The sequence below is a fragment of the Pantoea sp. GM_Pan_3 genome, from assembly GCF_026541045.1.
GTDB classification, from domain to species: Bacteria; Pseudomonadota; Gammaproteobacteria; order Enterobacterales; family Enterobacteriaceae; genus Pantoea; species Pantoea anthophila.
The window spans coordinates 86,583-112,774 of record NZ_JALNVA010000005.1; the positions used below are offsets into that span (position 1 = coordinate 86,583).

At 58.5% G+C, this 26,192-nt stretch carries 21 protein-coding genes and 1 pseudogene; 13 read left to right on the forward strand and 9 right to left on the reverse strand.

Annotated elements, in window-relative coordinates; all coding sequences use genetic code 11:
* Positions 1-3 precede the first annotated feature (3 nt).
* The 3 genes from OXR04_RS15225 to ppnP all read left to right on the forward strand — a co-directional run bounded on the left by OXR04_RS15225 (position 4) and on the right by ppnP (position 2,006).
* The gene (locus OXR04_RS15225; RefSeq protein ID WP_009091804.1) at positions 4-936 is read left to right on the forward strand and encodes a DUF1177 domain-containing protein; all 933 of its coding nucleotides are present in this window, start codon (positions 4-6) and stop codon (positions 934-936) included.
* Between the two features lies 1 nt (position 937).
* Entirely contained in the window at positions 938-1,615 is a 678-nt protein-coding gene (locus OXR04_RS15230) for an AroM family protein (RefSeq protein WP_267372081.1), read from the forward strand.
* Between the two features lie 94 nt (positions 1,616-1,709).
* Complete coding sequence (gene ppnP, locus OXR04_RS15235) at positions 1,710-2,006, forward strand: pyrimidine/purine nucleoside phosphorylase (protein ID WP_013356948.1); 297 nt, start codon at positions 1,710-1,712, stop codon at positions 2,004-2,006.
* Positions 2,007-2,033: 27 nt separating this feature from the next.
* Here ppnP and OXR04_RS15240 read toward each other — a convergent pair whose 3' ends face one another.
* The gene (locus OXR04_RS15240; protein ID WP_235334483.1) at positions 2,034-3,272 is read right to left on the reverse strand and encodes a hypothetical protein; all 1,239 of its coding nucleotides are present in this window, start codon (positions 3,270-3,272) and stop codon (positions 2,034-2,036) included.
* Between the two features lie 257 nt (positions 3,273-3,529).
* Positions 3,530-4,441, reverse strand: a complete 912-nt coding sequence (gene rdgC, locus OXR04_RS15245; protein ID WP_150013087.1) for a recombination-associated protein RdgC — start codon at positions 4,439-4,441, stop codon at positions 3,530-3,532.
* A gap of 146 nt (positions 4,442-4,587) precedes the next feature.
* On the opposite strand from rdgC, the gene mak reads away from it, so the two are divergent.
* The gene (gene mak / locus OXR04_RS15250; protein WP_267372079.1) at positions 4,588-5,499 is read left to right on the forward strand and encodes a fructokinase; all 912 of its coding nucleotides are present in this window, start codon (positions 4,588-4,590) and stop codon (positions 5,497-5,499) included.
* Between the two features lie 111 nt (positions 5,500-5,610).
* Here the strand turns inward: mak and eat are convergent, their stop codons facing one another.
* Complete coding sequence (gene eat, locus OXR04_RS15255) at positions 5,611-6,975, reverse strand: ethanolamine permease (protein ID WP_140923324.1); 1,365 nt, start codon at positions 6,973-6,975, stop codon at positions 5,611-5,613.
* 250 nt (positions 6,976-7,225) lie between these two features.
* Between eat and OXR04_RS15260 the strand changes: the two genes are divergently transcribed.
* Positions 7,226-8,230 (forward strand): phosphotransferase, encoded by a 1,005-nt coding sequence (locus tag OXR04_RS15260; protein ID WP_009091791.1) that lies wholly within the window; start codon positions 7,226-7,228, stop codon positions 8,228-8,230.
* A 183-nt stretch (positions 8,231-8,413) separates the two neighbouring features.
* On the forward strand, positions 8,414-9,481 hold the full coding sequence (locus OXR04_RS15265) for an AraC family transcriptional regulator (protein ID WP_267372077.1): 1,068 nt from the start codon (positions 8,414-8,416) through the stop codon (positions 9,479-9,481).
* On the opposite strand, the gene OXR04_RS15270 is transcribed toward OXR04_RS15265, so the two are convergent.
* On the reverse strand, positions 9,478-9,849 hold the full coding sequence (locus OXR04_RS15270) for a cell envelope integrity TolA C-terminal domain-containing protein (protein ID WP_267372075.1): 372 nt from the start codon (positions 9,847-9,849) through the stop codon (positions 9,478-9,480). The two genes, OXR04_RS15265 and OXR04_RS15270, sit on opposite strands and share 4 nt — an antisense overlap.
* A gap of 86 nt (positions 9,850-9,935) precedes the next feature.
* On the opposite strand from OXR04_RS15270, the gene OXR04_RS15275 reads away from it, so the two are divergent.
* Both OXR04_RS15275 and OXR04_RS15280 read left to right on the forward strand, forming a co-directional pair.
* The gene (locus OXR04_RS15275; protein WP_258195928.1) at positions 9,936-10,274 is read left to right on the forward strand and encodes a DUF4810 domain-containing protein; all 339 of its coding nucleotides are present in this window, start codon (positions 9,936-9,938) and stop codon (positions 10,272-10,274) included.
* 28 nt (positions 10,275-10,302) lie between these two features.
* Positions 10,303-10,924 (forward strand): annotated as a pseudogene (locus OXR04_RS15280) (GNA1162 family protein).
* Positions 10,925-10,949: 25 nt separating this feature from the next.
* Here the strand turns inward: OXR04_RS15280 and OXR04_RS15285 are convergent.
* The 5 genes from OXR04_RS15285 to sbcD all read right to left on the reverse strand — a co-directional run bounded on the left by OXR04_RS15285 (position 10,950) and on the right by sbcD (position 19,999).
* A complete protein-coding gene (locus tag OXR04_RS15285) occupies positions 10,950-12,056 on the reverse strand; it encodes a T6SS immunity protein Tli4 family protein (protein ID WP_267372074.1) in 1,107 nt (368 codons plus the stop codon).
* Between the two features lie 114 nt (positions 12,057-12,170).
* The gene (locus tag OXR04_RS15290) at positions 12,171-13,277 is read right to left on the reverse strand and encodes a T6SS immunity protein Tli4 family protein (RefSeq protein ID WP_267372071.1); all 1,107 of its coding nucleotides are present in this window, start codon (positions 13,275-13,277) and stop codon (positions 12,171-12,173) included.
* Positions 13,274-14,809, reverse strand: a complete 1,536-nt coding sequence (locus tag OXR04_RS15295) for an alpha/beta hydrolase family protein (protein WP_267372069.1) — start codon at positions 14,807-14,809, stop codon at positions 13,274-13,276. The genes OXR04_RS15290 and OXR04_RS15295 overlap by 4 nt, the downstream gene beginning before the upstream one ends.
* 322 nt (positions 14,810-15,131) lie before the next feature.
* Positions 15,132-18,806, reverse strand: coding sequence for an SbcC/MukB-like Walker B domain-containing protein (locus OXR04_RS15300; RefSeq protein WP_267372067.1), 3,675 nt, complete (start codon positions 18,804-18,806; stop codon positions 15,132-15,134).
* Positions 18,803-19,999, reverse strand: a complete 1,197-nt coding sequence (gene sbcD / locus OXR04_RS15305) for an exonuclease subunit SbcD (RefSeq protein WP_046101343.1) — start codon at positions 19,997-19,999, stop codon at positions 18,803-18,805. Before sbcD ends, OXR04_RS15300 begins: the two co-directional genes overlap by 4 nt.
* 197 nt (positions 20,000-20,196) lie before the next feature.
* On the opposite strand from sbcD, the gene phoB reads away from it, so the two are divergent.
* The 5 genes from phoB to brnQ all read left to right on the forward strand — a co-directional run bounded on the left by phoB (position 20,197) and on the right by brnQ (position 26,137).
* Complete coding sequence (gene phoB, locus OXR04_RS15310) at positions 20,197-20,886, forward strand: phosphate response regulator transcription factor PhoB (protein WP_009091780.1); 690 nt, start codon at positions 20,197-20,199, stop codon at positions 20,884-20,886.
* Positions 20,887-20,900: 14 nt separating this feature from the next.
* Positions 20,901-22,214 carry a phosphate regulon sensor histidine kinase PhoR gene (phoR, locus tag OXR04_RS15315; protein WP_046101344.1) on the forward strand — a complete coding sequence of 438 codons (1,314 nt, stop codon included), beginning with the start codon at positions 20,901-20,903 and terminating at the stop codon, positions 22,212-22,214.
* 19 nt (positions 22,215-22,233) lie between these two features.
* Positions 22,234-23,154, forward strand: a complete 921-nt coding sequence (locus OXR04_RS15320) for a PstS family phosphate ABC transporter substrate-binding protein (RefSeq protein ID WP_267372066.1) — start codon at positions 22,234-22,236, stop codon at positions 23,152-23,154.
* Between the two features lie 164 nt (positions 23,155-23,318).
* Positions 23,319-24,425 (forward strand): cobalamin-independent methionine synthase II family protein, encoded by a 1,107-nt coding sequence (locus OXR04_RS15325; protein ID WP_267372065.1) that lies wholly within the window; start codon positions 23,319-23,321, stop codon positions 24,423-24,425.
* A 392-nt stretch (positions 24,426-24,817) separates the two neighbouring features.
* Entirely contained in the window at positions 24,818-26,137 is a 1,320-nt protein-coding gene (gene brnQ, locus OXR04_RS15330) for a branched-chain amino acid transporter carrier protein BrnQ (RefSeq protein WP_009091772.1), read from the forward strand.
* Positions 26,138-26,192: the final 55 nt, after the last annotated feature.

Consider the following 26,192-nt stretch of genomic DNA (forward strand, 5'->3'; position numbering starts at 1 on the left):
ACGATGAGTTTGCAGCAGACCCTGACGGTTTTTGAATTACTGGACAGCGCCCACATCGACGGGCAGCAGGTGGTGGATCTGTTTGCGCCCTGGCCGGAGATCACGGCCCGTTTCAACCGGGTGACGGGTCCCAAAGGCCGGACCGACTTTGTGCGCATCGATATCCCGGGCGTGCAGGGCAAAGCCGCGGGAGGCCGTGCGCCAACGCTGGGCATTATTGGCCGGCTTGGCGGCATCGGTGCCCGCCCTGGCCGGATCGGGATGGTCTCCGATGCCGATGGCGCCGTCGCGGCGATCGCCTGTGCGCTGAAGCTGGCGCAGATGCAGGGTAAAGGCGACAGGCTGACCGGGGATGTGATCATCACCACCCATATCTGTCCCGATGCGCCCACACGGCCGCATCTGCCGGTCGATTTTATGGATTCACCGATTGATGATGTCACGATGAATGACAATGAGGTGGTGGCGGGAGTGGATGCGATTCTGTCGATCGACACCACCAAAGGCAATCGCATCATCAACCACAAAGGTTTTGCCCTGTCGCCGACGGTAAAAGAGGGCTACATCCTGCGGGTGTCGGAGGATCTGCTGCGCATCATGGAGATGACCAGCGGTCGTCCGGCGGTGACCTTCCCGATCACGACTCAGGATATTACGCCGTACGGTAACGGGATTTATCACCTCAACAGTATTCTGCAGCCTTCCACCGCCACCGATGTCCCGGTTGTGGGCGTGGCGATCACGGCAGAGTCGGTGGTGCCGGGCTGCGGAACCGGGGCCAGCCATGAAGTGGACATTGCGGCCGCCGCGAAGTTTGCCATTGAGGTCGCCAAGGAGTTTGGTCGTGAAACCTGTCACTTCTACGACGCCGACGAATATGCGCGACTGATCGCGCTCTATGGCAGCCTGGCGCATCTGCGTCACCGGAACCACTAAGATGACGGCCTCCCTGGTGACGCTGACCATCGGTCAGTCGCCGCGCAGCGACATTCTGCCGCTGCTGCGTCAGCATCTGCCGGATGCGCAGACCGATCACGCCGGACTGCTGGATGGGCTGAGCTGCACCGAGATCCAGGCGCAGTTTGCGCCGGATGCAGGCGATGCGGTGCTGGTGTCACGGCTGCAAAGCGGCGAACAGGTGCGGCTGGCGGCGTCAAAGGTGGAGCAGGGATTGCAGCGCAAAATCAGTGCGCTGGAACTTGCAGGCTATCAGACCATCCTGCTGCTCTGCACCGGTGAATTCAGCCAGCTTCGCACCCGACAGGCGCTTCTGCTGGAGCCGGACCGTATTATCCCGCCGCTGATCGGCGCCATAGTGCAGCAGCAGCAGATCGGGATCGTGGTGCCGGTTACGGAGCAGATTGTCGAGCAGGCGGGTAAGTGGCAGCATCTGCCCATCCCCCCCTGTTATGCGGTTGCCAGCCCCTATGAGGGCGATCAGGCGACCTTCACCAGTGCGGCGCGCTCGCTGCAAGCGCAGGGGGCGGCGCTGGTGGTGATGGACTGTATGGGGTATCACCAGCAGCATCGGGCTGCGTTACAGCAGCAGCTGGGCGTGCCGGTTCTCCTCTCTAACGAGCTGGTGGCCCGGCTGGCGGCCGCGCTGCTTCCCTGACGAAGGCGATCACAAACGCCTGTGATTTCGCGTGACAGATCAGCGGGTTCCCTTCTACACTGCCAGACACACAACATGTGCTCTGGAGACTATTATGCTCAACGTAAGTGAGTATTTTGACGGAAAAGTTAAATCTATCGGTTTTGACAGTGCGAGCACCGGCCGTGCCAGCGTAGGCGTGATGGCTGAAGGTGAATACACATTTGGTACCGGTCAGCCGGAAGAGATGACCGTGGTCAGCGGCTCGCTTAAGGTGCTGCTGCCAGGTGAGACCGAGTGGAAATGGTTTGAAGCGGGTTCGGTATTTAACGTGCCGGGTCACAGCGAATTTCATCTGCAGGTTGGCGAGCCAAGTTCCTATCTCTGCCGTTACCTGAAAGATAAAGATTAAAAAAAGGCCGCTAAGCGGCCCTTTTTTCTAGCGAATAATCTTCACATCACTCAGGGTGATAGTGTCCATCGGTTTATCACCTGTTTTTGCCCTTAGTGGTGCTAAAACCCGCAGGTCTTCAAGCCAGGCACTCTCTATGACGGTGACAGGCTGTTTGTCTGTCGCGATGGTACAGGCCACCTTCAGATAACGTCCGCTAAATGCCGGGTTAATCTCCCGCGCGTCACCACCGCTGGAGACAGCACAGGTTTCCCGCTGATGACTTTCCTCATCTTTGTCCACGCTACCCTCACTCACCACGTCGTTCTGATAGTGCTGTCCGGCGATAAGCGGATAACGCAGCGTCGAGCTAAGCTGTTTTAAGCGCGAAGGGGAATAGGAAATCGACATGGCAAAGGCGAGCTGAATATCATTGGCAATCGTCAGACGCTGCACTTTCCAGAGACCGTAATCCTCCAGCTTGCGAATAAAGCCTGACTCATCCGCCACCATCTGTACGCTGACGTGACTTTTTCGGCCATTTTCAACCCAGCTGAGCTGGCGAAAACGCGGCGTGGCCCAGGGACGAACCAGAGCTTTCAGCTGCTGCTGTAGGGCAGGATCAAGCGGGACGGCGGCCAGCACCGAGGCCGGATTGCCGTTCAGGTCGGGCAGCATATGCTGTGCCGTCGCACCGGAAGATTTATGCGATGCGGATTTGAAGCGCCCCAGCGCATGAAATTTCTTCATATCTGGCAGCGTACAGAGTTGAGCAAAGGTTTTTTGTAGCAGTGGTGTCAGAGCAAAATCAGCTTTACGGCGCGCCAGTTGGCCCCCATCCAGCGAATCGGTCACGTAACCTTTGTCATCAATATCAAACATGGACAAAGGTGTACTGACACCAGTTGCGCAGTTAAAACGGTAATTTTCAACCTTCAGGCTGTAGGGCGCATCAAAGGGCGGATCGAAATCGCTGGCTGCGTAATCGGTGCCGACCCGGACCCGCAATTTATCTCCCTCACGTTTCAGGCTGGCAACGTCAATCAGCGTCGTAGCGCCATATTTATCAGTCGAGTCGATTTTTTCCCAGGTCACTGATTGTTCTGGCAATGCGCAGATTTTTTTCAGAACAGCCGGATCCTGATTGGGGCCAGGCTGAGGTGCGCTGTAGCGGTCATACTCATTGCCATAAAAACGGCCTTGTGGGTGGCCTTCTGCATCGACCATGTGGCGGTAAAGCGCTTCGGAATAAGGTTTTTTGCAATCAAAAGCCTGCCAGATCTGCATTGCGCCTCCGTTTTTACCGGGAATAGCTATCATCACATTCAGGCGATCATTGATACGTACGGCATCGAAACGGCTGACGCTGGGCGGATCATCCGAGGCGGGTTGGCTGCGTGCAGAGATTGAAAGAAGCGACAGAGTGCAGAATAAAAACAGGTACCGTAATAAGCGGGTCATGGGTGGAAGTCCTTTGCCAAAGAACCGGTTATCGGCAAAGTGGGCCAAAACTTCAGGGCGGAACAGCGCCGCCCTGTTATTGATTAACGCTGGGCTTCGCCGCCTAACGCTTCCACCAGATTGCTGGTCAGTGCCGCCAGTTCGCTGGTCATCAGAATAAAGTCCGCATCAAAGCGCTGGGCAAAATCTTCGCGGTCGATATCGTCGTTCTGGTCACGCAGCGTGTCGCTGAACTTCAGACGTTTCACCGAACCGTCATCCGCCAGCACGAACTGAATGCGTTCCTGCCAGTCGAGTGCCAGTTTGGTCACCAGCTTTCCCGCTTCGATATGGTTGGCAATCTCATCACACACCAGATCCTGTTTCTTACAGCGGATCACGCCGCCATCTTCCAGCAGCGCTTTCAGCTCCGCTTCATCCATCAGCGCAAAACCGGCAGGCAGGTCGCCCGAACGTACCCATTCGGTCAGGGTCAGCTCAATCGGGTTTTCCAGCGTCAGCGGCACCACTGGCAGTGAACCCAGGCTTTTGCGCAGCAGCGCCAGGGTATCTTCCGCTTTTTTCGCGCTGGCACAGTCAACCATAATCAGATTGTTGACTGTGTCGATCCACAGATAAGTCTGGCTGAAACGGCTGAAGGCGCGCGGCAGCAGGCTGTGCAGCACTTCATCTTTCAGGGAGTCTTTCTCCGTCTTTTTGAGCTTGCGGCTCTGCTCAGATTCCAGCTTGTCGATTTTCGCTTCCAGCGCCTGTTTCACGACCGGCGACGGCAGGATTTTCTCCTCTTTGCGGGCACAAATCACAATCTGGCCTTTGTTCTCATGGGTCAGCGCGTCGCTGCGGTTACCCATCGGCGGGACCCAGCCGGTCTTGCTCATATCCTGACTGCCACACGGTGAAAACGTGAAGGCGTCGAGCTGTTTTTCCATCTCATCTGCGGACAACGGAATGTCACGATTCAGACGATAAACCATCATATTTTTAAACCACAACATCGGGATTCCTTACCGGGGCGCGATCGGGCGCACAAGTCTGCGAGAGTCAGCGCGCATGATAGCGAAACATCGGAGTGGTTTCATTGCCTTTAAGGCAGCCGCCTTCTACTGTATCTCTCACCTGAATGAATAACGAGGACGTAACCGTGCGCATAGGCATAGATCTGGGTGGCACCAAGACAGAAGTGATTGCATTGTCGGATAAGGGACAGGAGCTGTTCCGCCATCGGGTGAATACCCCGCGTGATGACTATCAGGCAACGGTGCAGGCGATTGTCGATCTGGTCACACTGGCAGAGCAGAAAACCGGCGAGACCGGTACGGTCGGCCTTGGGATCCCTGGCTCGCTTTCGCCCTTCAGTAAGCGGGTGAAAAATGCCAACTCCACCTGGCTCAACGGTCAGCCGCTGGATAAAGATCTGGCTCAGGCGCTGAATCGGGAAGTGCGCATCGCCAACGATGCTAACTGCCTGGCGGTATCGGAAGCGGTTGATGGGGCGGGAGCCGGACAGTCGCTGGTGTTTGCGGTGATCATCGGCACCGGCTCGGGAGCGGGCGTGGCGATCAACGGTGAATCGCGCATTGGCGGCAACGGCAATGCCGGTGAGTGGGGGCACAATCCACTGCCCTGGATGGATGAGGATGAGCTGCGCTACCGCCAGGAAGTGCCCTGTTACTGCGGCCAGCAGGGCTGCATTGAGACGTTTGTCTCTGGCACCGGCTTTGGTATCGACTATCAGCGGCTGAGCGGCGTGCATCGCAAAGGGGCGGAAATCGTCTCGCTGCTGGCGCAGCAGGATCCGATCGCCGAACTGGCGATGAGCCGTTATGAGCTGCGGCTGGCAAAATCGCTGGCACAGGTGGTGAATCTGATCGATCCCGATGTGATCGTGCTGGGCGGCGGGATGAGCAACGTGGATCGCCTCTATCAGACCGTGCCGCTGCTGATGAAGAAGTGGGTGTTTGGCGGCGAGTGTGAAACGCCGGTGCTGAAAGCGCAGCATGGCGACTCCAGCGGCGTGCGCGGTGCGGCGTGGCTTTGGCCGCTGCAGAGCTGATGCGGCATGCCGTTGAGAGCTGACCCTGTCATGCGCTTGCCGGACCGCGGCGGCTCAGCCCCTGAAGTACCAGGCGCTGAGCCGTTGATCCGTCAGCGTTGTTATGCCGGTTTACTCGCCCACCAGCATACTGTCCTGCGGGGCGCGTCCGCGCTGCGCTTTGGTCGCAAGGAAATAGAGATAGCCCACCACCATAATGGCGACAAACAGCGCGCCAATCACCGGGTTGAACCACAGCATGGCCAGCAGACAGATGACCGACAGCAGCAGGGCGATGCCCGGCACAATCGGATAGCCCGGCGCACGGAAACTGCGTGCCATCTCCGGCGCGCTGCGGCGCAGCCGGAAGAGGCTGAGCATGCTCATGATGTACATCACGATGGCACCAAACACCGCCATGGTGATCATCGCCGCCGTCAGTGTCATCCCCTGCAGATTGATCACGCCATCGCTGTAGATGGCCGCAATGCCCAGCACGCCGCCGGTAATGATGGCGCGATGCGGGGTCTGAAAACGCGACAGTTTTGCCAGGGCAGGAGGCAGATAACCCGCGCGGGCCAGCGCAAAGAACTGCCGTGAGTAGCCGAGAATAATGCCGTGAAAGCTGGCAATCAGGCCAAACAGGCCGATCCAGACCAGCATGTGCATCCAGTTTGAGTGCTCCCCGACGATCATTTTCATCGCCTGCGGCAGCGGATCGTTAATGTCAGCCAGTTTGCGCCAGTCGCCCGCACCGCCCGCCATCAGCATCACGCCAATCGCCAGCACCACCAGCGTCAGAATGCCGCTGATGTAGGCGCGGGGAATGGTTCGCGTGGGATCTTTTGCCTCTTCCGCCGCCATTGCCGCGCCTTCAATCGCGAGGAAAAACCAGATGGCAAAAGGAATCGCGGCGAAAATGCCGGAGAAGGCGGGCAGTCCGAAGCTGTCGCTGCCCGCCCAGCCGTGTGCGGCGAAGTTCGCCAGGCTGAAACCGGGAGAGACCACGCCCATAAACACCAGCAGTTCGATCACCGCCAGCACCGTCACCACCAGTTCGAACATCGCGGCCAGTTTTACGCCGAGGATATTCAGCGTCATAAACAGCAGGTAGGCGCCGACGGCGGCGGTTTTCGGGTTAAGGTCGGGATACTGCACGTTAAGATAGGCCCCAATCGCCATGGCAATCGCCGGTGGCGCAAAGACAAACTCAATCAGCGTCGCCAGACCGGCAATCAGCCCGCCGGTTTCGCCAAAGGCGCGGCGACTGTAGGCAAACGGCCCGCCCGCATGGGGGATCGCGGTGGTCAGTTCGGTGAAGCTGAAGATAAAACAGGTGTAAAGCGTGGCGATCAGTGCGGTGGTGACCAGGAATCCCAGCGTGCCCGCCACCGCCCAGCCATAACTCCAGCCAAAATATTCGCCTGAGATCACCAGGCCAACCGCAATCCCCCACAGATGCAGGGTGCCCAGCGTGGGCTTGAGTCTGTTTGTCATAACTGCCATCCCCGTCGTTGTTGGTCTTATGCGGCGTTACACCGCCATTACGCTACAGTAGAAGGATGATGCCGCTGCCTTGCGCGCCACGACTTGACGCCAGCGCAGTGACTTCTGTTCTCCAGAGTCAACTCACACGCAACAACCGGGCCAGTTGTACGCTGCGGTCAACTTTGTCTCCTCTGAAGTCAAGCAGCACACACGCTGGCCACGCATGCTGAAATGACGCAAGTGACCAGGAGCCGGACTGATGAGCGCGAAACAATATGACAACCTGACTGATTCCCAACTCACCCTGATGGCGCAGCAGGCGCTGGCCTGTTATCCCGATCCGCTGCAGGGTCAGCTCAGCCTGCTGTGCCGATCGGAGAACGCCACGTTTCTGCTCAGGGCGGCCGGGCAGCGTTATGCGCTGCGGCTGCATCGTGGCGATTACCATCAGAAAGCGGATATCGTCAGTGAACTGCAGTGGCTCGATGCGCTGCGTGAAACCGGCATCATGGTGCCGGAAGCGGTGCCGGATAAAGAGGGCGAGCAGGTGCTGACGCTGCGGCTGCCGGATGGCAGCGAGCGTTATGTGGTGCTGTTTCACTGGATCGAGGGCGAGATGCCGACCACCGACGTCGATCCCCGCGCCTTTCAGCAGCTGGGGCAGATCACGGCCCGGCTGCACCAGCAGAGTAAGCAGTGGCAAAAGCCAGCGGGCTTTCAGCGCATTATCTGGGACCACCACACCATGACCAGCGCGGAGAGTCACTGGGGACGCTGGCAGGATGCGCCAAACCTCAACCCTGCCGATCACGGCGTGGTCGAACAGGCGATTGCGCAGGTGGGCGCGGCGATGGCGCAGTTCGGGAAGGGATCGGATCGTTACGGCCTGATCCACGCCGATCTTCGCCTGACCAACCTGCTGCTGCACAAAGGGGAAACGCGGGTGATCGACTTTGATGACTGCGGGCTGGGCTGGTATCTGCACGATCTGGCGGCGGCGATCAGTTTTGTTGAGCACCATCCGCGCGCCCCGGAGTGGATCGATCACTGGATCCGCGGTTATGAGCAGGTGGCGCACATCAGCGATGCGGAGATGGCTATGCTGCCTGCGCTGCTGGTTCAGCGTCGTATTCAGCTCACCGCGTGGGTCGGTTCGCATGCCGAAACGGAAATGGCGCGCAGTCTGGGACCCGAGTGGGCGAGCCATTCAGTGCGTCTCTGCCGCCGTTATCTGGAGGGGGAGCGACTGCCGGTGGGGGTCTGATGCACCAGCGACGGGCGTCGCTGCGCCGCCACAGTGCCCGACAGCCGGGTGGCGCAGCGGAAGAGGCGGCCGGGATGTGGGATGCGGTTGCGCCCGTGCCGCCTGCGGCTGGCTTCGGGAAACTGGTATGGAAATTGCTGTCAGTAACAGGGGTGATCCACCTTTCTACTCACAGAGGCGACCATGAATCCGACACTGATCAAGCCCGATGCGTTTGCTGCCTGCTCGGCAGCCGCAGAAGCTGGCAATCACGGCGTACTGGCTGCGGCAGCGACTGGCCTGAGCGACTTTATTCATACTCAGGGCGGCGACGCGGACCGCATCTTCGGTATCAGCGGCATCGATCCGGAGCGCCTTGCCAGCCCGACGCTGAGCCTCGGGCTGGTTAACTACTGTCGGGTACTGGAAGAGGCGGCCCGACACTCCGGTTCTGATAACTTCGGTTTGCACTACGGCAGGCAGTTTAAACCGCAGTCATTAGGCCTGATTGGCTACATCGGTCTCTGTTCCACCACGCTGGAACAGGCGCTGCACAATGTGGTCAACGCGTTTCCCTGGCATCAGCACGACACCCTGACACGTCTGGTGGATAAGGGGGAGTGCTGGCGGCTCGACTATCAGGTGCGCCACGGGGCGATTCTGTCGCGCCGTCAGGATGCGGAGCTGACGCTGGGCATGTTTATGAATCTGATCCGCCACGTGGCGGGCAAACACTGGGCGCCGCGCGAAGTGCACTTTGAACATCCGCGCCCCGGCCAGTGGCACGATCACTGCAAAGTCTTTGATGCGCCGGTCTGGTTCGATCAGGCCTTCAATTCACTGGTGATCCCGAAGCGGGATCTGCTGCGCGCCATGCCGGAGAGCGATCCGATCCTGCTGACGGTGATGCAGGATGCGATCCGGCGGCTTAATCGCGGCACGTCGCAGCAGAGCATGATTGAGCAGGCGCGTTCGCAGGTCAATCTGTCGCTGATGCAGGGGGAGCCGGTGCTGGAAGAGGTGGCGGATAAGCTGGGGCTGTCGAGCTGGTCACTGCAGCGGCGGCTGCGCGAAGAGGGCAGCAGCTTCACCGCGCTGGTGGATCAGGTGCGCTGCGAAATGGCGACACACTACCTGCAACAGAAGCAGCTGCCGATTTCAGAAATGGCGCTGCTGCTGGGCTACTCGGAAGTCAGTGCTTTTTCGCGCGCGTTCCGTCGCTGGTTCGGTATCAGTCCGCGTCAGTGGCGTCAGGAGGGGCTGGCCAGCTAACCGCGCGGCGCAAAGCCGAACCACGCGGGTTGTCCGGGCTCCGGCGGTGGCGGAAGGCCGCGGGTCTGCGCCACCAGCTGCCATGCGCGCAGGCAGAGCGCTTCATCACCCTGGGTCTGGGTCACCGCATAACGTCCACTCCGTTGCCATTCCATCCGTACCAGACATTGCTGGCCCGCATAACGGGCTGCATCCCGGAAGTCCCGGTTCAGCACTGGCTGCATTTGATGCGTCCAGTGACAGGATTTGCTGTCAGGATCTTTCTCCGGCTGACAGAGGTTTGCCACGCTATCCCGTTGCTTTATTACAGGTTGCTGGCAGGCGCTGAGCGAGATGGCAACAATCACACCCGGCAATATACGCCTCATTACATTAATCAAATTCATTTAACTGGCCCATCTCCCCTTAAAGATCTTCCGGTCTGCTGCCGACAGTCTACAGACCGGCCTGCTGAATGCTATGGCATTCCTCCGACTGTCAGCAGAACCAGAATTTACCGCCCCGATGCGGACGATCTCTCTTTCACGTTTTGGATGAGAAAGGCAGAAAACAGGCCTTTGCGGCACTCTCCCGGTTGACGGCGTCGCTGATGAGCGGCTGTGCCACCGAATCCTCCCATGCTATTCAGGCCCCGCAGGTTCCAGGTCTGCATGCTCAGCTCGGCCTGCTCTACGCCAAAACTGGCGATACCAACAAGGCCTTCAGTCAGTTCGCCATCAAGAAACAGTTGTTCCCCGAATCGGCACCTTACATGGATTTTCTGATGAGTAAAAAACAAGGGGTGGTAGGGTGAAGAACTGGTTGCTCTCGGTAGGACCCTCATGGTGCTGTTGCTGACCGGCTGCGGGCAGCCAAAAAAACGTATGACTACACCGTGTTTCGTGCCAGCAAGGCTGCCTCAATTCTGGTGTAGCCTGCGAATAACACCTCGCCGGATATCAACGCCGCGCACAGCTTAACCTCACTGGTCCGCGTCCGCTGGCCAAAGCCGGTTACTATGCCTTTGCGGCGGCCGTGGCTGAAGAGACCTTTCAGCAGAATGGCCTGACCAGCGCTACTGACGCCCAGGCAGTCAGCGCGCTCCGTCGGCATGCGATTTTTCATGCCGATATCGCACTCTATATCGCGATCGGCGAATATGGCAGCAGCTATCGCGCCATTGACAGCGTGACCACCGTGACGGCCAAAGCCCGCCTGGTGGATCTGCGCAGCGGCAAAGAGATCTGGCAGGGGGCCGCCAAGGCCACCGACAATCAACAAAGCAACAATGCCAAAAATGGACTGGTCGGCATTCTGGTCAATGCGGCGAACAAACAGATCTCTGACAGCGTGACGGATAGAGCGCATACAGTGGCCGGACTGACCACTAATCGCCCGCTGGCGTATCACAAGCAGGGCGGGTTACTTACCGGCCCACGTTACAAGGCCGTCAGCGTTAGCTGATCAGACTGAGTCGGGCACCTGTTAATCAGAACGCATTATTTCTGACGCGGAAGGAGCGGGTGATGCGGTCCCATATCTCCACCAGCTCTGCCTCGCTGTAAGCCGGGGGTGGCAGGGCGTGGTTGCTGAGTGTCAGGTCAAGATTGGGGTGCCTGAAGTCCGCTGTTTTCTCATTGGCTGCGGCGGTAAACAATAACTGTGCTGTCGGATTATCCGGAGAATCCTCTGAAGGCGCAGTGGCAAGCCATTCACTGGCCTCAAAGCCAGCAATCTGTGCTTTACCCTTGCGCAGCGTTCTGGCGTTAATTGCTGAAAGATAAGACTGGATTTCACCGCTTCGCTCCATCATGTCAGTGCTCTCTTTTAAGGCATTGTTGCTCCAGACGACGAAAGAAAAGACCTGATTATGGGGATAAGTGAAGGTGATATCTTCCTGTGGCTTTCCCTTACCGTCGCGGATAAAGCCCTGTGAAATACAGGTGCCCGGCTGAGTCGGGATTTCATCATCTTTTCGCCCGCTCAGGCGGGACATCAAATCCTGCAGCTCGGCCAGCTTCTGGGGTTTAGTGTTAAGAGAATCTATGTTTACACCAGCCCTGATTAAACTTTCCTTATTTTCCTTATACTTCGGATCTGACAAATCATTGATTTCTTGAACGAGGGTAAATGCCACTCCATCGACATACAGATGACCCTCAAGTATGCGACCAAACCCCGGTACGCTCTCATTTCTGTTGCGGTCAAATATCACTGCATTCTCACCCAGCGAGTAAACCTGCTTAAGAAAAGGCTGATCGACTTCTCTTACCGTGTGCCCTTTTTTCAGTTCCTGCTCCCGCAGCCGGATACGCTGTGCAAACGCCGGCGGGTAGAGCCGCCTGCTGCTGATGCTGACGTCATTAATCTGAGCGCGATCCGTGAGGGTATTTTCAAAAGAGGCAGGAGCCTCAAATATATAGCGGCCCACACACTGGGTTCTGGTGGTGGCAAACAGGGTATCGACCCTAAGTTTTTCCCTGTCCGTTAACGCTGATGGCGTATGCACAAACGTTACGTAGTTGTGAATATAGAATCCTGCCGCCAGCAGCACGATTGTCAGCGGGAAGAGCAGCTGCAGAGGGGGGGTTTTCATGGTGCAGGCACCTGCCGGACAATGGGTATGGGCGAGCAGACCCTGAAATCAGGGCATCCCGCTAATCGCTGTAAACTCGCGTCAGAAACGCATCGGTCGCTTCTCATCTCTGGCTCAGAACGCATTATTTCTGATGCGGAAGGAGCGGGTGATGCGGTCCCATATCTCCACCAGCTCTGCTTCGCTGTAAGCCGGCGGAGGCAGGGCGTGGTTGCTGAGTGTCAGGTCAAGATTGGGGTGCCTGAAGTCCGCTGTTTTCTCATTGGCTGCGGCGGTAAACAATAACTGTGCTGTCGGATTATCCGGAGAATCCTCTGAAGGCGCAGTGGCAAGCCATTCACTGGCCTCAAAGCCAGCAATCTGTGCTTTACCCTTGCGCAGCGTTCTGGCGTTAATTGCTGAAAGATAAGACTGGATTTCACCGCTTCGCTCCATCATGTCAGTACTCTCTTTTAAGGCATTGTTGCTCCAGACGACGAAAGAAAAGATCGGGTTATGGCGGTAAATGAAGGTGATATCTTCCTGGGGCTTCCCCTTACCGTCGCGGATAAACCCCTGTGAAATGCAGGTGCCCGGCTGAGTCGGGATTTCATCATCTTTTCGCCCGCTCAGGCGGGACATCAAATCCTGCAGCTCGGCCAGCTTCTGGGGTTTAGTGTTAAGAGAACCCACACTGACGCCAGCCTTGATAAAGTCTTCCTTATCTTTTTGATACTTTGGGTCAGATAAATCGAGAATCTCCTGAGTAAGAATAAATGCCACCCCGTCAGCGTACAGGTGTCCTTCTAAAACACGACCAAACCCAGCTGCACTCTCATTTTTATTACGGTCAAAAATCACCGCATTCTCATTAAGGCGGTACGCCTGCTTGAGAAAAGGCATATCTGCTGGATCAACGGTGAGGCTACTTTTCAGTTCCTGCTCCCGCAGCCGGATACGCTGTGCAAACGCCGGCGGGTAGAGCCGCCTGCTGCTGATGCTGACGTCATTAATCTGAGCGCGATCCGTTAGGGTATTTTCAAAAGAGGCAGGAGCCTCAAATATATAGCGGCCCACACACTGGGTTCTGGTGGTGGCAAACAGGGTATCGACCATACGTTTTTCCTTGTCCGTCAACGCTGATGGCGTATGCACAAACGTCACGTAGTTGTGAATATAGAATCCTGCCGCCAGGAGCACGATTGTCAGCGGGAAGAGCAGCTGTAGAGGCGGTTTTTTCATGGTGCAGGCACCTGCTGTACAATTTTCACCACAGCGCGGACCGTGAACACCAGGGCGTCCGACAGGTCGCTGTAAACCGACCGCGAGCGATCCACGGGCGCAGTTGCATAGGCACCTTCATGGTCAACATCGGTTGCCAGCGCGCCATGAATGTGAGGGGATGTGGTTCGGATTGCGGTCACTGGTACGGTGCCATCGCCAGGCGTGCCGGAAGAAATCAGCTCGTGAGTTCTTAACGGGGACAGCTCAAAAGGATCGCCAGCATCAATCCGGACTCTCTGCGCCTCCCTCACGCGAAGTGGTATCCGCTCTTTCCACGTCAGGGACGCATCAGACGGATTGTCCGCACTCGCGCCGTAAAACAGCCAGGTTTGTGGGTGATATTTGTTACTTAATTCCTCGATGAATTTTCTAACATCCACTTTAACTCGCTTTAAGTACGACACCCACTCTTGGTCCGCATCATCCAGCAGTAAATCCTGCTCGCACAGCCGCCACCAGTCCCTTTTATTTAGGTAAATCTCATCATATGGATCGCCCAGCGGTAGAGACAGTCGTGCACCATCTTCTTCGATTTTCAGCCAACCCGGACCATACGCTGTACCCGGCAGCAACTGTAAAGGCCCGGGGGATTGTGCCAGCACCGGCATGAGCTTTTCTGCGCTGTCCCCGATGATCATTCCGATAAGACCGCGTTCGCCGATTTTCATGCGACGGTAGGCGGCAGGCGAACCCAGATCGGGCATTACGCCATGAACTATTCCCAGAATATTCTCCTGACCGTTCATATTTTCTGAGTAGTGCCGCGCGACAAGTCCTCCCATTGAGTGGGTCACCAGAATAACTTTGTTCACAGCCAGGCGGCCGTAATATTCCCTCAGCACATCGCTGATATATTTGCCCAGCTCCCTGGCTGAATCCGCGTTTGACTGCAGCCAGTTATAACCGAATACGTGCAGTGGAAATAAAAACCGGTGACCGTGTGTGGCTTCCTCTTCGGTCAGTGTCTGGTCCTCCGGTTCTTCGCCTATCCTGACGCCAACGAAGCGCTGTCGTGCAGTCTGTAACTTCTCCTCCCTGAAATAGTTGTCCAGCAGAATATCGTCGTCACTTAGCAGGTACTGCAGCCGGTCAAGCGCCTCGCCATAGCTAAAGTAAAACGCGCTTCCCCATCCGCGCTTCCGTCGGGAAGGAAATTTTTTTCCATCCGCTCCGTCGTTAAAGATTTTTCCGCTGTCATCAACCATCGAGGTTTTCGGATCCAGCAAAAACTTTCTTTTTTCTGCGCTGGCCAATAGCCACTTTTTTAGAGATGAGGCGCTGAATTGCCAAACTTCGCTATTTTTATTTTTGAGGTTTGACCCCATCACTCCCGGAATGAAGATCACCGGAATGACTTTAGTTGGTGGCATCAGACAAACCGCCACATGATTTTCTTCTTTCGGGTGATAGGTGAGTTCGAAATGACACTGCCCGTTGTCATTCCAGACTGGGCGATGATAAGAACGGTTTTCTTTTTTACTATCTTCCATGCGTAAGCTTCCTGCTCTCTGCGTCGAGAACTGGATTATCTACATAATTATCTGGCCCTGAATTGATCGGGAAGGGGGATAGCTTTAATTAAAACTCTTTGAAGTGACTGAGTGATAGGGTATGGGACAGGTTCTCTCTGTAGAGCAGGATTAATCTGCAAGTCTGCCTTAACATCGAATCATCTCTATCGCCTGACGCAATGCGAATTTTGAGTCCTGCTCAGGTTACGTAATTTATTGCCTGAAAGGACTCCAGAATTCCCTGTGATGCTCATGCCAGTTGATCGATGAGCAAGGCAGGCATTTTACTGCAAAGTGCCCGTTATCCCTGGGGCAGCTCCAGCTGGCTGTATCCCAGCCCGTTCATCTTGCGCACTTTAATCTGCACCGGGATACGCTCCTTCATCGCCTCAACGTGGCTGATCACCCCGATGGTTTTGCCGCTGGCGTTGAGCGCATCCAGGGCATCCAGCGCGGTGTCGAGCGTCTGGGCATCCAGCGTGCCGAATCCTTCATCCAGAAACAGCGATTCGATGCGCGTTTTGTGGCTCACCAGATCGGATAACGCCAGGGCCAGCGCCAGACTGACCAGGAAGCTCTCCCCGCCCGACAGGGTGCGGGTATCGCGTGCGGCATCAGCCTGCCAGGTGTCAACCACATCCAGCTCCAGCTGATCCTGCGCCCGCCGCTGCAGCAGATAGCGTCCATGCAGCCGGTCAAGCTGACGGTTAGCGAGCGCGACCAGATGATCCAGCGTCAGCCCCTGGGCGAAACGCCGGAATTTATCGCCGCTGGCGGAGCCGATCAGGTCGTTGAGCAGGCTCCACTGTGCCAGCGCCACCCCATCCTGTTCTATCTGTGTCATCAGACTCTGCTGCCGGGCACGCAGGCTGGCGTCGCTGTGCAGCTGCTGCTGAATCTGACCCTGCTGGCTGGCGTTGTCGCGCAGCGCCAGCCGCAACTGCTCCAGCTGCTGCGCCAGCGCCTCGGCAGATTCCGGCATCGCGTCGGGCTTTGCCTGCTGATGGGTGCTGAGCCGCTGACGCAGATCCGCCCGTCGCGCCTGCTGCTGCTGGTACTGCTGATCGAGCTGCTGCAGCTGCTGGCGCAGTTGCAGCGCACTCTGCTCATCCAGCAGCGCCGCGCGCAGGCTGGCTTCATCGGCAAATCCGGCGCGCGCCAGTGCCTGCTGCAGTGTGCTTTCCGCCTCTGCCAGTTTGCTGCTGAGGGTCTGACGCTGATTTTCCAGCCCCGCCAGCTCACCCTGCAGGCGACTGACCTCGGCCTGCGCCTGTTGCAGCGCGGTGAGCTGCTGTGCCAGCTGTTCATCGGCGTGCTGAACGCGGGCCTGCAGCTGCTGACGGGCGAGGGTGACCTCGCGATCGCCAAACAGCGCCAGACGATGTTGACGCATTTCGCTGAGCTGCGCCTGGCTCTGCTGCTGCTGCTGCTGACGAGTCGTGAGCTGCTGCTGTTCCTGTTCAGCCTGCTGCTGCAGGGCAGTGAGCTGGGTTTCTCCTTTCAACAGCTGTGGCTGCAGGTTAGCGAGCAACTGCTCACTCTCCTGCCAGCGCTGCCAGCGCCGCTGTTGTTCCGCCAGCCACGCAGCGCGATCGGCGGCAGCGGGCAGGGCAAGATGGTGTGCGCTGAACTGCTGCTCCAGACGGCTCTGCAACTGCTCCCAGGCCTGCTGTTCCTGCTGCTGGTGCTGTTGCAGCACATCCAGCGCCTGTAGCAGGCTGGTCAGCGACTGCTGCGCCAGCTGTTCGGCCTGCTGCTGCTGCTGCCAGGCCTGTAGCTGCTGAAGATGGTGATCTTTCGCAGCCTGAAGGGCCTGGCTTGCGGCTTCCTGAGCCTGTCGCTGCTGCTCAAGCTGACTTTCACGGTCGCTTTGCTGCTGCTGCCACGTGGCTAAGGCCTCGCGATCTGCAAGCGGGAAAGTAAGTGCCAGCTCACCGCTCAGAACCTGCCATTGCTGCTCAAGCTGCTCAAGCTGTTGCTGCATCCCGGCGATTTCCTCGCGCAGCGTCTGCTGCTGTACCGCAGACTGCTTCAGCTGTTCGTTTTTTGCCGTGCCCGCTTCGCGCAGTGCCTCGGTTTGTTGTTGCAGCGCAGCCCGGCGCTGCTGATTAGCACTGACTTCCAGTGTGCTGTAGGCCCCGACGGCGGGATGGGTGCAGGAGCCGCACAGCGGGCAGGGCTGATCGGCGGTGAGCCGGGCGCGGTAGTCGCTGAGATCGACAATCTGCTGCTCCAGCGCGCAGATTTTTTCCACATCATCCAGCTGCTGTTTTTCGCGTTTCCACGTCTCACGCAGCGTCTGCAATTCCGCTTCACTCTGCTGATGCGCTTTTTCCAGCGCGTGTAGCCTTTGCTGGCGCTGATCCAGCTGCTGGTGCAGCGGCTGCCACTGCGTTGAGAGCAGCAGCAGTTGCTGACGCGCCGGACGGCTGCTCTGCAACTGGCTTAATGCCTGACGCAGTGCGGCAGGCGGATGCTGCTCCTGAAGCGAAGTTAGTGCTTGCTCCGCCTGCGATAGCGACTCGCGGGCCTGCTGCTCCGCCTGCTGGCGCGGCAGTGCCTGTCGGGCCTGCTGCTGCTGTTCCGCCTGCTGCGTGGCGATCTGCTGCTGCTGCTGATTGCGCTGTTGCGTCAGTCCCGCCAGCGTCGCTTCACGCTGTGCCAGCAGGGCAAAATTCTCCTGCCACAGCGGCAGCGAAGCCCCCCAGTGCGCCAGATCGGTCAACTGCTCACGTAACTGATGCTGTTCAGCCATCGCCTGCTTCAGGCGGGTCACCTGACGGGTCTGCTCCGCCAGGGTTGCCTGAGTCTGATCAAGATGCTGTTGCTGACGGGCGTTTTCCTGCTGCTGCTCCTCATTGTGCTGCTGCAGGGCGCTGATGCGCTGATCCAGCGGCAACACCTGTTCCGTCAGCAGGGTCTCCTGCTGCTGCTGTTCCTGCTGTGCCTGCTGGCGGGCAAGCTGGGTGGCCGCATAGCGCTGCTGATGCTGCTGATGCTGGCTCTGCGCCTGCTGCTGCTGATCCGTCAGCTGCTGACAGCGATGCGAGACCTGCTGCTGTTCGGTACGCAGGGTGTCGCGCTGCTGCAGCGCGCCCCGCAGTTTTTCAGCCGGTTCGCTGCGTACCAGCCGCTGGCGATCGGGCTCAGCGGCCTGTAAGGCCGCGCTGGCCTGCTGCACCGCCGCCTCCGCCTGCTCACTCTCCCGCTGCAGCTGCTGTGCCTGTTGCTGCCACTGCTGTTGCTGTTGCGCCTGCTGATAGTGGCTGCTGAGCTGCTGTTCCGCCTGGGTCAGCCCGGTCAGCTGCCGTTGCAGCGCCTCGCGCGCCTCACTCTCCAGCAGGGTCATCGCGCCTGCCTGGCTGCGCAGCAGGTCCAGCTGGGTTTTCGCCTCTTTGTGGCGCTCATAAATGGCGGCTGAGATCAGGCCGTAGATTTCGGTGCCGGTCAGCTCTTCGAGAAGTTCGGCGCGTTCACTGGCTCTGGCATTGAGAAACGCGGCGAACTGGCCCTGAGAGAGCATCATCGAGCGGGTAAAGCGTTCAAAATCGAGCCCGGAGAGGGTTTCCGTCAGCTTCAGCTTGTCACCCACCTTATCGGCCACGATGGTGTTGTCGGCGCAGCGTGCCAGCTCAACGCGCGGGGCCTGCAGCTTGCCGTCGGCGGCACCGCGCGCGCGGTTCTGACTCCAGAAGGCGCGCCAGGCTTCACCCTTAATCTCAAACTCCACCTCAGCCAGACACTCCGCGCAGTCGCGGGTCATCAGCGGGTTCTGGCTCTGAGAGATCGCGCCCAGGCGCGGCGTCTGGTGGTAGAGCGCCAGGCAGATAGCGTCCAGCAGGGTGGTTTTCCCGGCACCGGTGGCACCGGTAATGGCGAACAGGCCGTTGCTGGCAAAAGGTTCGGCGCGGAAATCGATAAACCATTCACCGCGCAGGGCATTCAGATTTTTAAAACGTAGCGTAAGGATCTTCATTGGGTCTCTTCCATGGCGGCCAGCGTCTGACGAAACAGGGTGGTCATCTGATCGATCTGCTCCGCCTCTAAGCCCTCATCCAGCGCCAGCCGGCGGGCGAAGACCTCTTCCACCTTCAGCTCGCTCAGGGTTTCATTGTCAAGCCGCGCCAGGCTCTGCTGCCGCTGTTCACGGCTGCGGCGCAACAGCAGCACCTCGACGGGCAGCGTGGCGGTCAGCGTTTCCACCTGCCGTTGCAGATCGCTGAGGTACTCCTGGGTCGTGACTTCGATATCGAGCCAGATCGGTTTCTCCGGCTGCTGCCCGCTGAAGGCGTTTAACTGTTCAGCAATCTGCGCCAGCGATCCTTTCAGCGCCTGCATCGGCTGAGTCTGCGGCACCACCAGCGGGGTGACCGCCTGCAGGCCGCTGGCCGTCAGCTCCAGCAGGAAGACGCTTTTTTCACTGCTCAGCTCATCAAAACTCAGCGGGATCGGTGAGCCGCTGTAGCGGATATGCTCGCTGCCGGCGACGCGCTGCGCGCGATGAATATGGCCCAGCGCAATGTAGTCGGCGGCGGGGAAGGCGCTGGCCGGGAAGGCGTCCAGCGTGCCGATATAGATGTCACGCACCGAATCGCTCTGGCTGACGCCGACGGTGGTGAGATGGCCGGTGGCGATCACCGGCAGCGCATGGCCCAGTGCCTGTGCTGCGGCGAAACGCTGCTGATAGTGGTGAGCGATCGCCTCCAGCAGCGAGGTCTGCTTGTCGCGTCCCGACTGACCCGCCCGGCTGCGCAGGATGTCGCGCGGGCGCAGGTAGGGAATCGCACAGAGCAGCGCCCCCGGTTCACCCTGACGGGTGTTGAGCAGCAGCACATCATCGTCCTGCGGGGTGGCGATCACCCGGGTATTGAGACAGGCGAGCAGCTCGCGCGACTCATTCAGCGTCGCCACGGAGTCGTGGTTGCCCGCCAGCACAATCAGCTGACAGCCGCTGGGCTGCAGCGCCACCACAAAACGGTTGAACATTTCGCGCGCGTAGCTGGGCGGCGTGCCGGTATCAAACAGATCGCCCGCAATTATCAGCGCATCCACCTGATGCTGTTCAATCTGGATCAACAGCCAGTCGAGAAACGCCTGATGTTCGGCCGCCCGGCTTTTGTTGTAGAAGAACTGCCCCAGATGCCAGTCCGCAGTGTGAATAATGCGCATGATGAGTCCCTGCCGTTGTGATTCGCCCGGCGATTATACTGGCTCTGCGGCCAAAGCAAAAAAGAGTCGCTGCACTGTCATAATTGATTACCTATGTGGTTACAGGCAGGTTATGTTTTTCATAAAAGTGTCACAAATCTGACGCATAATGGCGCCGCGAATCTCAGTGACAGCCGTCATAATCAGCAGGAGAAATAATGGCTAAGCGCATTTTGGTTGTGGAGGATGAAGCCCCCATCCGTGAAATGTTGTGTTTTGTTCTGGAGCAGAACGACTATCAGCCAATCGAGGCGGAAGATTATGACAGCGCCGTGGCCAGGCTGATCGAACCCTGGCCCGATCTGATTCTGCTGGACTGGATGTTACCGGGCGGCAGCGGCATTCAGTTTATCAAACACCTGAAGCGTGAGGCGATGACGCGCGACATTCCGGTCATGATGCTGACCGCCCGTGGCGAAGAGGAAGATCGGGTGCGCGGGCTGGAAGTGGGCGCGGATGACTACATTACCAAGCCTTTTTCCCCCAAAGAGCTGATGGCGCGCATTAAAGCGGTGATGCGCCGTATTTCACCAATGGCGGTGGAAGAGGTGATCGAGATGCAGGGGCTGAGTCTGGACCCCTCGTCGCATCGCGTGATGTCCGAAACCACGCCACTGGAGATGGGCCCGACCGAATATAAGCTGCTGCACTTCTTTATGACGCACCCGGAGCGCGTTTACAGCCGCGAACAGCTGCTGAACCACGTCTGGGGCACCAATGTGTATGTGGAAGATCGCACCGTTGATGTCCACATCCGCCGTTTACGTAAAGCGCTGGAGATCTCCGGCCACGATCGCATGGTACAAACCGTTCGCGGAACAGGGTATCGTTTCTCTGCCCGCTACTGAACGGAGCCTTTACCGTGCTGGAACGCCTCTCCTGGAAGAGATTACTGACAGAACTGCTGCTGGCCTGTCTGCCCGCGCTGCTGCCGGGCCTGCTGTTTGGCGGGCTGGCCTGGTGGCTGCTGCTGAGCGTGCTGCTGGTGCTGCTGTGGCATTTTCATAATCTGATGCGGCTGTCACACTGGCTGTGGCTCGACCGCACCATGACGCCCCCTGCCGGGCGTGCCAGCTGGGAGCCGCTCTTCTATGGGCTTTACCAGATGCAGCTGCGCAACCGGCGGCGGCGGCGCGAACTGGGCAATCTGATCAAGCGTTTCCGCAGCGGTGCCGAATCGCTGCCGGATGCGGTCATCCTCACCACCGAAGAGGGCACCATTTTCTGGTGCAACGGACTGGCGCAGCAGCACCTTGGCCTGCGCTGGCCGGAAGATAATGGCCAGAATATCCTCAACCTGCTGCGTTACCCCGAATTCTCCCGCTATCTTCGCCAGCGCGATTTTGATAAACCGTTGACGCTGGTGCTGAACAATAAACTGCACATGGAATTTCGCGTCATGCCCTACAGTGAAGGGCAGTGGCTGCTGGTGGCGCGCGATGTGACGCAGATGCATCAGCTGGAAGGGGCGCGCCGCAACTTCTTTGCCAATGTCAGTCATGAGCTGCGCACCCCGCTCACGGTGCTGCAGGGCTATCTGGAGATGATGAACGACTCGGTGATGAGCGAACCTTCGCGCAGCAAAGCGCTGCACACCATGTCGGAGCAGACGCGCCGCATGGACAGTCTGGTTAAGCAGCTGCTGACGCTGTCGCGCATCGAAGCGGCCCCGGCGATCGACCTGAAAGAGAAGGTCGATGTGCCGGTGATGCTGAAACTGCTGCAGCATGAAGCCGCGACGCTGAGCGGCGGCCGCCACGACATCCATTTCCACACCGATCCCCATCTGAAAGTGTTCGGCAACGATGAACAGCTGCGCAGCGCCATCTCCAATCTGGTTTACAACGCGGTGAACCACACGCCAGAGGGCACGCGGATCGATATCAGCTGGCTGCGCGGCAGACAGGGCGCGATTTTCCGGGTCTGTGACAATGGGCCGGGGATCGCGCCGGAACACATCCCGCGGCTGACCGAGCGCTTCTACCGGGTCGACAAGGCGCGCTCACGCGCCACCGGTGGCAGCGGGCTGGGGCTGGCGATTGTGAAACATGCCCTGAGCCACCACAACGCGCGGCTCGATATCACCAGCGTGCCGCATAAGGAGACCTGCTTTACCTTTACGCTGCCGGCAAGGTTGATTGTCAGCAGCGTGATGCAGGAGAATGCCGTTCATTAACCGCTGCCGGAACTCTGCCATGCGCCTGCTTCTTCTCTTCCTTATTACGCTGCTGCCGGGTCTGGCGCTGGCTCAGCCCGGCACGCTCGCCGGCAATCTCAGCAGTGTCGGGTCTGATACGCTGGGCTATCTGATGACTCTCTGGAGCGAGGATTTCAGCCGCCAGGCTCCGGGCGTTAACGTGCAGGTGCAGGCCTCCGGCTCCTCTACGGCCCCGACCGCGCTGGCGGCGGGGGCGGCGCAACTCGGCCCGATGAGCCGCCCGATGCAGGCGGATGAACGCCAGGCGTTTGAAGCGCGCTACGGCTACCCGCCGCTGGCGGTGCCGGTGGCCATGGATGCGCTGGTCGTCGTGGTCAACCAGCGCAATCCGCTGCAACAGATTGCGCCCTCGCAGCTTGATGCCCTTTTTTCAGTGACCCGCCTGTGCGGTGCACACAGCGTGCCGCAGTTCTGGGGCGATTTTGGCTTAACCGGCGCTGAGTGGCGTAAACGGCCGATTCAGCGCTATGGCCGCAACTCCGCCTCCGGCACCTGGGGTTTCTTCAAGCAGCAGGCGCTCTGCAAGGGCGATTTTCGCCGCGACGTGGCGGAGTTTCCCGGCTCGGCTGCGGTGGTGCAGGCGGTAGCCGGGAACCCGCGCAGTATTGGCTACGCCAGTTTTGGCTTTCATCTCAGCGGCGTCAAAATGCTGGCGGTGAAGAACGATCAGGGGCAGGCGATTGCCCCGGATGCGGAGGCTATCCGCAGTGGCCGCTATCCCTGGGCGCGTCCGCTCTATCTCTATGTCAATAAAGCACCCGGAAAGCCGCTGCCGCCGCTGGTGGCCGCGTTTCTGCAGCAGGTGCTTTCCGCGCAGGGACAGCGTCGGGTCAGTGAGGCGGGCTACCTGCCACTCTCTGACGCGCAGATGGCGCAGGCGCGTGCAGCCCTGCAGTAATCCTCTAAGTTGAATTTTTTTCATCATCGCTGAATTTTCTTCAGTTGCAGACTGAGGCGACTCATGTCACTCTGCATTCAGACATATAGCCATCCAGATGGCTATTTATATCAGAATGCAATTATTTCCTGCCGCAATGATTGGCAGGAGAGACAGGAGTGATCATGCAAAGAAAAACCGCCCCGTTCCGTGCCGATACCGTTGGCAGCTTCCTCCGTCCCGCTGCGATTAAACAGGCGCGCGAACAGTTTGCGGCCGGCGAGATTGATGCGGCAGCGCTGCGTCAGGTGGAAGATGCGGCCATCCGCGATGTAGTGGCTAAGCAGCGTGAGAACGGCCTGAAAGTGGTGACTGACGGTGAGTTTCGTCGCGGCTGGTGGCACTTCGATTTTTTCTACGGCCTGGACGGCGTCGAGAGCTATGAAGCGGAGCAGGGCATTCAGTTCAATGGCGTGCAGACCAAAGCGCACGGTGTGAAAGTGGTAAGTAAGCTCGGCTTTCCGGCCGATCACCCGATGCTGGACCATTTCCGCTTCCTGCAGAGCATTGCCGGTGATGCGGTGCCGAAGATGACCATTCCCAGCCCCAGCGTGCTGCACTTCCGTGGCGGTCGCAAAGTGATCGACGCGGAGGTCTATCCCGATCTGGCGGACTATTTCGACGATCTGGCGCAGACCTACAAACAGGCGATTCAGGCGTTTTACGCGGCGGGCTGTCGCTATCTGCAGCTGGATGACACCGTCTGGGCTTACCTCTGCTCGGAAGATCAGAAGCGGGATATCCGGGCGCGTGGTGACGATCCGGCGCAGCTGGCGCAGACCTATGCCCGGGTGCTGAACAAAGCGCTGGAGGATAAACCGGCCGATCTGACCGTGGGTCTGCATGTCTGTCGCGGTAATTTCCGCTCAACCTGGATCTCAGAGGGCGGTTACGGACCGGTCGCTGAGATCCTGTTCGGCAGCGTCAACGTAGATGCTTTCTTCCTGGAGTATGACAATGCCCGTTCCGGCGGCTTCGAGCCTCTGCGCTTTATCAAGCCCGGTCATCAGCAGGTGGTGCTGGGGCTGATCACCACGAAAGTGGGAGAGCTGGAAGATCCGGCGCAGGTGAAATCCCGGCTGGAAGAGGCGGCGCAGTTTGTGAGTCTGGAGCAGATCTGCCTCAGTCCGCAGTGCGGCTTTGCGTCGACCGAAGAGGGCAACAGCCTCAGCGAAGCCGAGCAGTGGCAGAAGATTCGACTGGTTGTCGATATCGCGAAACAGGTCTGGTAAGGCTGTAACGTTGTGCAGACAGGCGCGTAAAACGCGCTTTTTGTGTATCTGCCGGTGCGTTTATGCGGATATTTCCCCCCGTCTGTCTGTTTTTCAGGCACATCATCTTGTGTGCCTGTGCCAAAAATCAACGCTATCCTCTGTCATTTGAAAAAATGGCGGGATAAGCTTCTGGTTTTCCGATCCCGTATTGCCTTTCTCCGCTATAAACGTTTTACTTAGCGCCGTTGTCGATCCATCCCTCTGTGAACAGAATAAAAGCAGCTCAAATCACCTGCACTTTTCCCTGCGACGAGCATAATGCGCTGAGACACTCAGTCAGGTCGCGGCTTATATGCAGCGAGGGGGACAACACAAACCCAACTTCCACCGCAACATCAGTGACAGGCCGTATGACACATCGTTTAACTTCGAAGGACATTCTCGCGCTGGGCTTTATGACATTCGCCCTGTTTGTTGGCGCGGGCAACATCATTTTCCCTCCTATGGTGGGTATTCAGTCTGGCGAACACGTCTGGACTGCCGCTATCGGATTTCTGCTTACCGCTGTGGGTCTGCCCGTGATGACCGTGATCGCGCTGGCCCGTGTCGGCGGCGGCGTGGATGCGCTCAGCAGCCCGATCGGCAAGGTGGCGGGCATCGTGCTGGCCACCGTCTGCTATCTGGCGGTCGGGCCTCTGTTTGCCACCCCGCGAACGGCGACGGTCTCGTTTGAGATGGGCATCGCCCCCCTGACCGGTGAAGGCGCGCTGCCGCTGTTTATCTACAGCCTGATCTACTTTGTGCTGGTGATTGGCGTGTCGCTCTATCCTGGCAAGCTGCTCGACACGGTAGGGCACTTCCTGGCACCCCTGAAAATCGTTGCGCTGACCATACTGGGCGTCGCCGCGCTGTTGTGGCCGGCAGGCGGGACGATCACGGCTACGGCTGATTATCAGCGTGCGGCCTTCTCCAGCGGTTTCGTCAACGGTTACCTGACCATGGATACCCTGGGCGCGCTGGTGTTTGGCATCGTGATTGTTAACGCCGCCCGTTCGCGTGGCGTGGACAATGCTGCACTGCTGACCCGCTATACCGTACTGGCAGGACTGATTGCCGGTCTGGGCCTGACGCTGGTCTACCTCTGCCTGTTTAAACTGGGGGCGGGCAGCGGCGCGCTGGTGGATCAAAACGCTAACGGTGCAGCGATTCTGCACGCCTATGTTCAGCACACCTTTGGCAACATGGGCAGCTTCTTCCTGGCCGCTCTGATCTTCGTCGCCTGCATGGTGACCGCGGTGGGCCTGACCTGTGCCTGTGCGGAATTTTTTGCGCAATACCTGCCGTTATCGTATAAAACGCTGGTGTTTATTCTGGGTCTGTTCTCTATGGTGGTGTCGAATCTCGGCCTGAGCCACCTGATTCAGATCTCCATCCCGGTACTGACGGCGATCTATCCGCCCTGTATCGTGCTGGTAGTGCTGAGTTTCACCCTCAACTGGTGGAACAAGAGCAGCCGGATTATCGCGCCTGCAATGCTGGTAAGCCTGCTGTTTGGTATTGTCGATGCGATTAAAACGACCGGGTTTAAAGATTTGCTGCCGGCTTTCAGCCAGCATCTGCCGCTGGCTGACCAGGGTCTCGCCTGGCTGCCGCCGTCGCTGGTGATGCTGTTGATTGCCGCTGTGGTTGATCGGGTGAAAGGGCCTGAACAGGTAACGGCTCACTCGTAACAGTCAGCACGGTTTTTTCTTTAACCACGGGCTTGCCCGTGGTTTTTTCATTTCA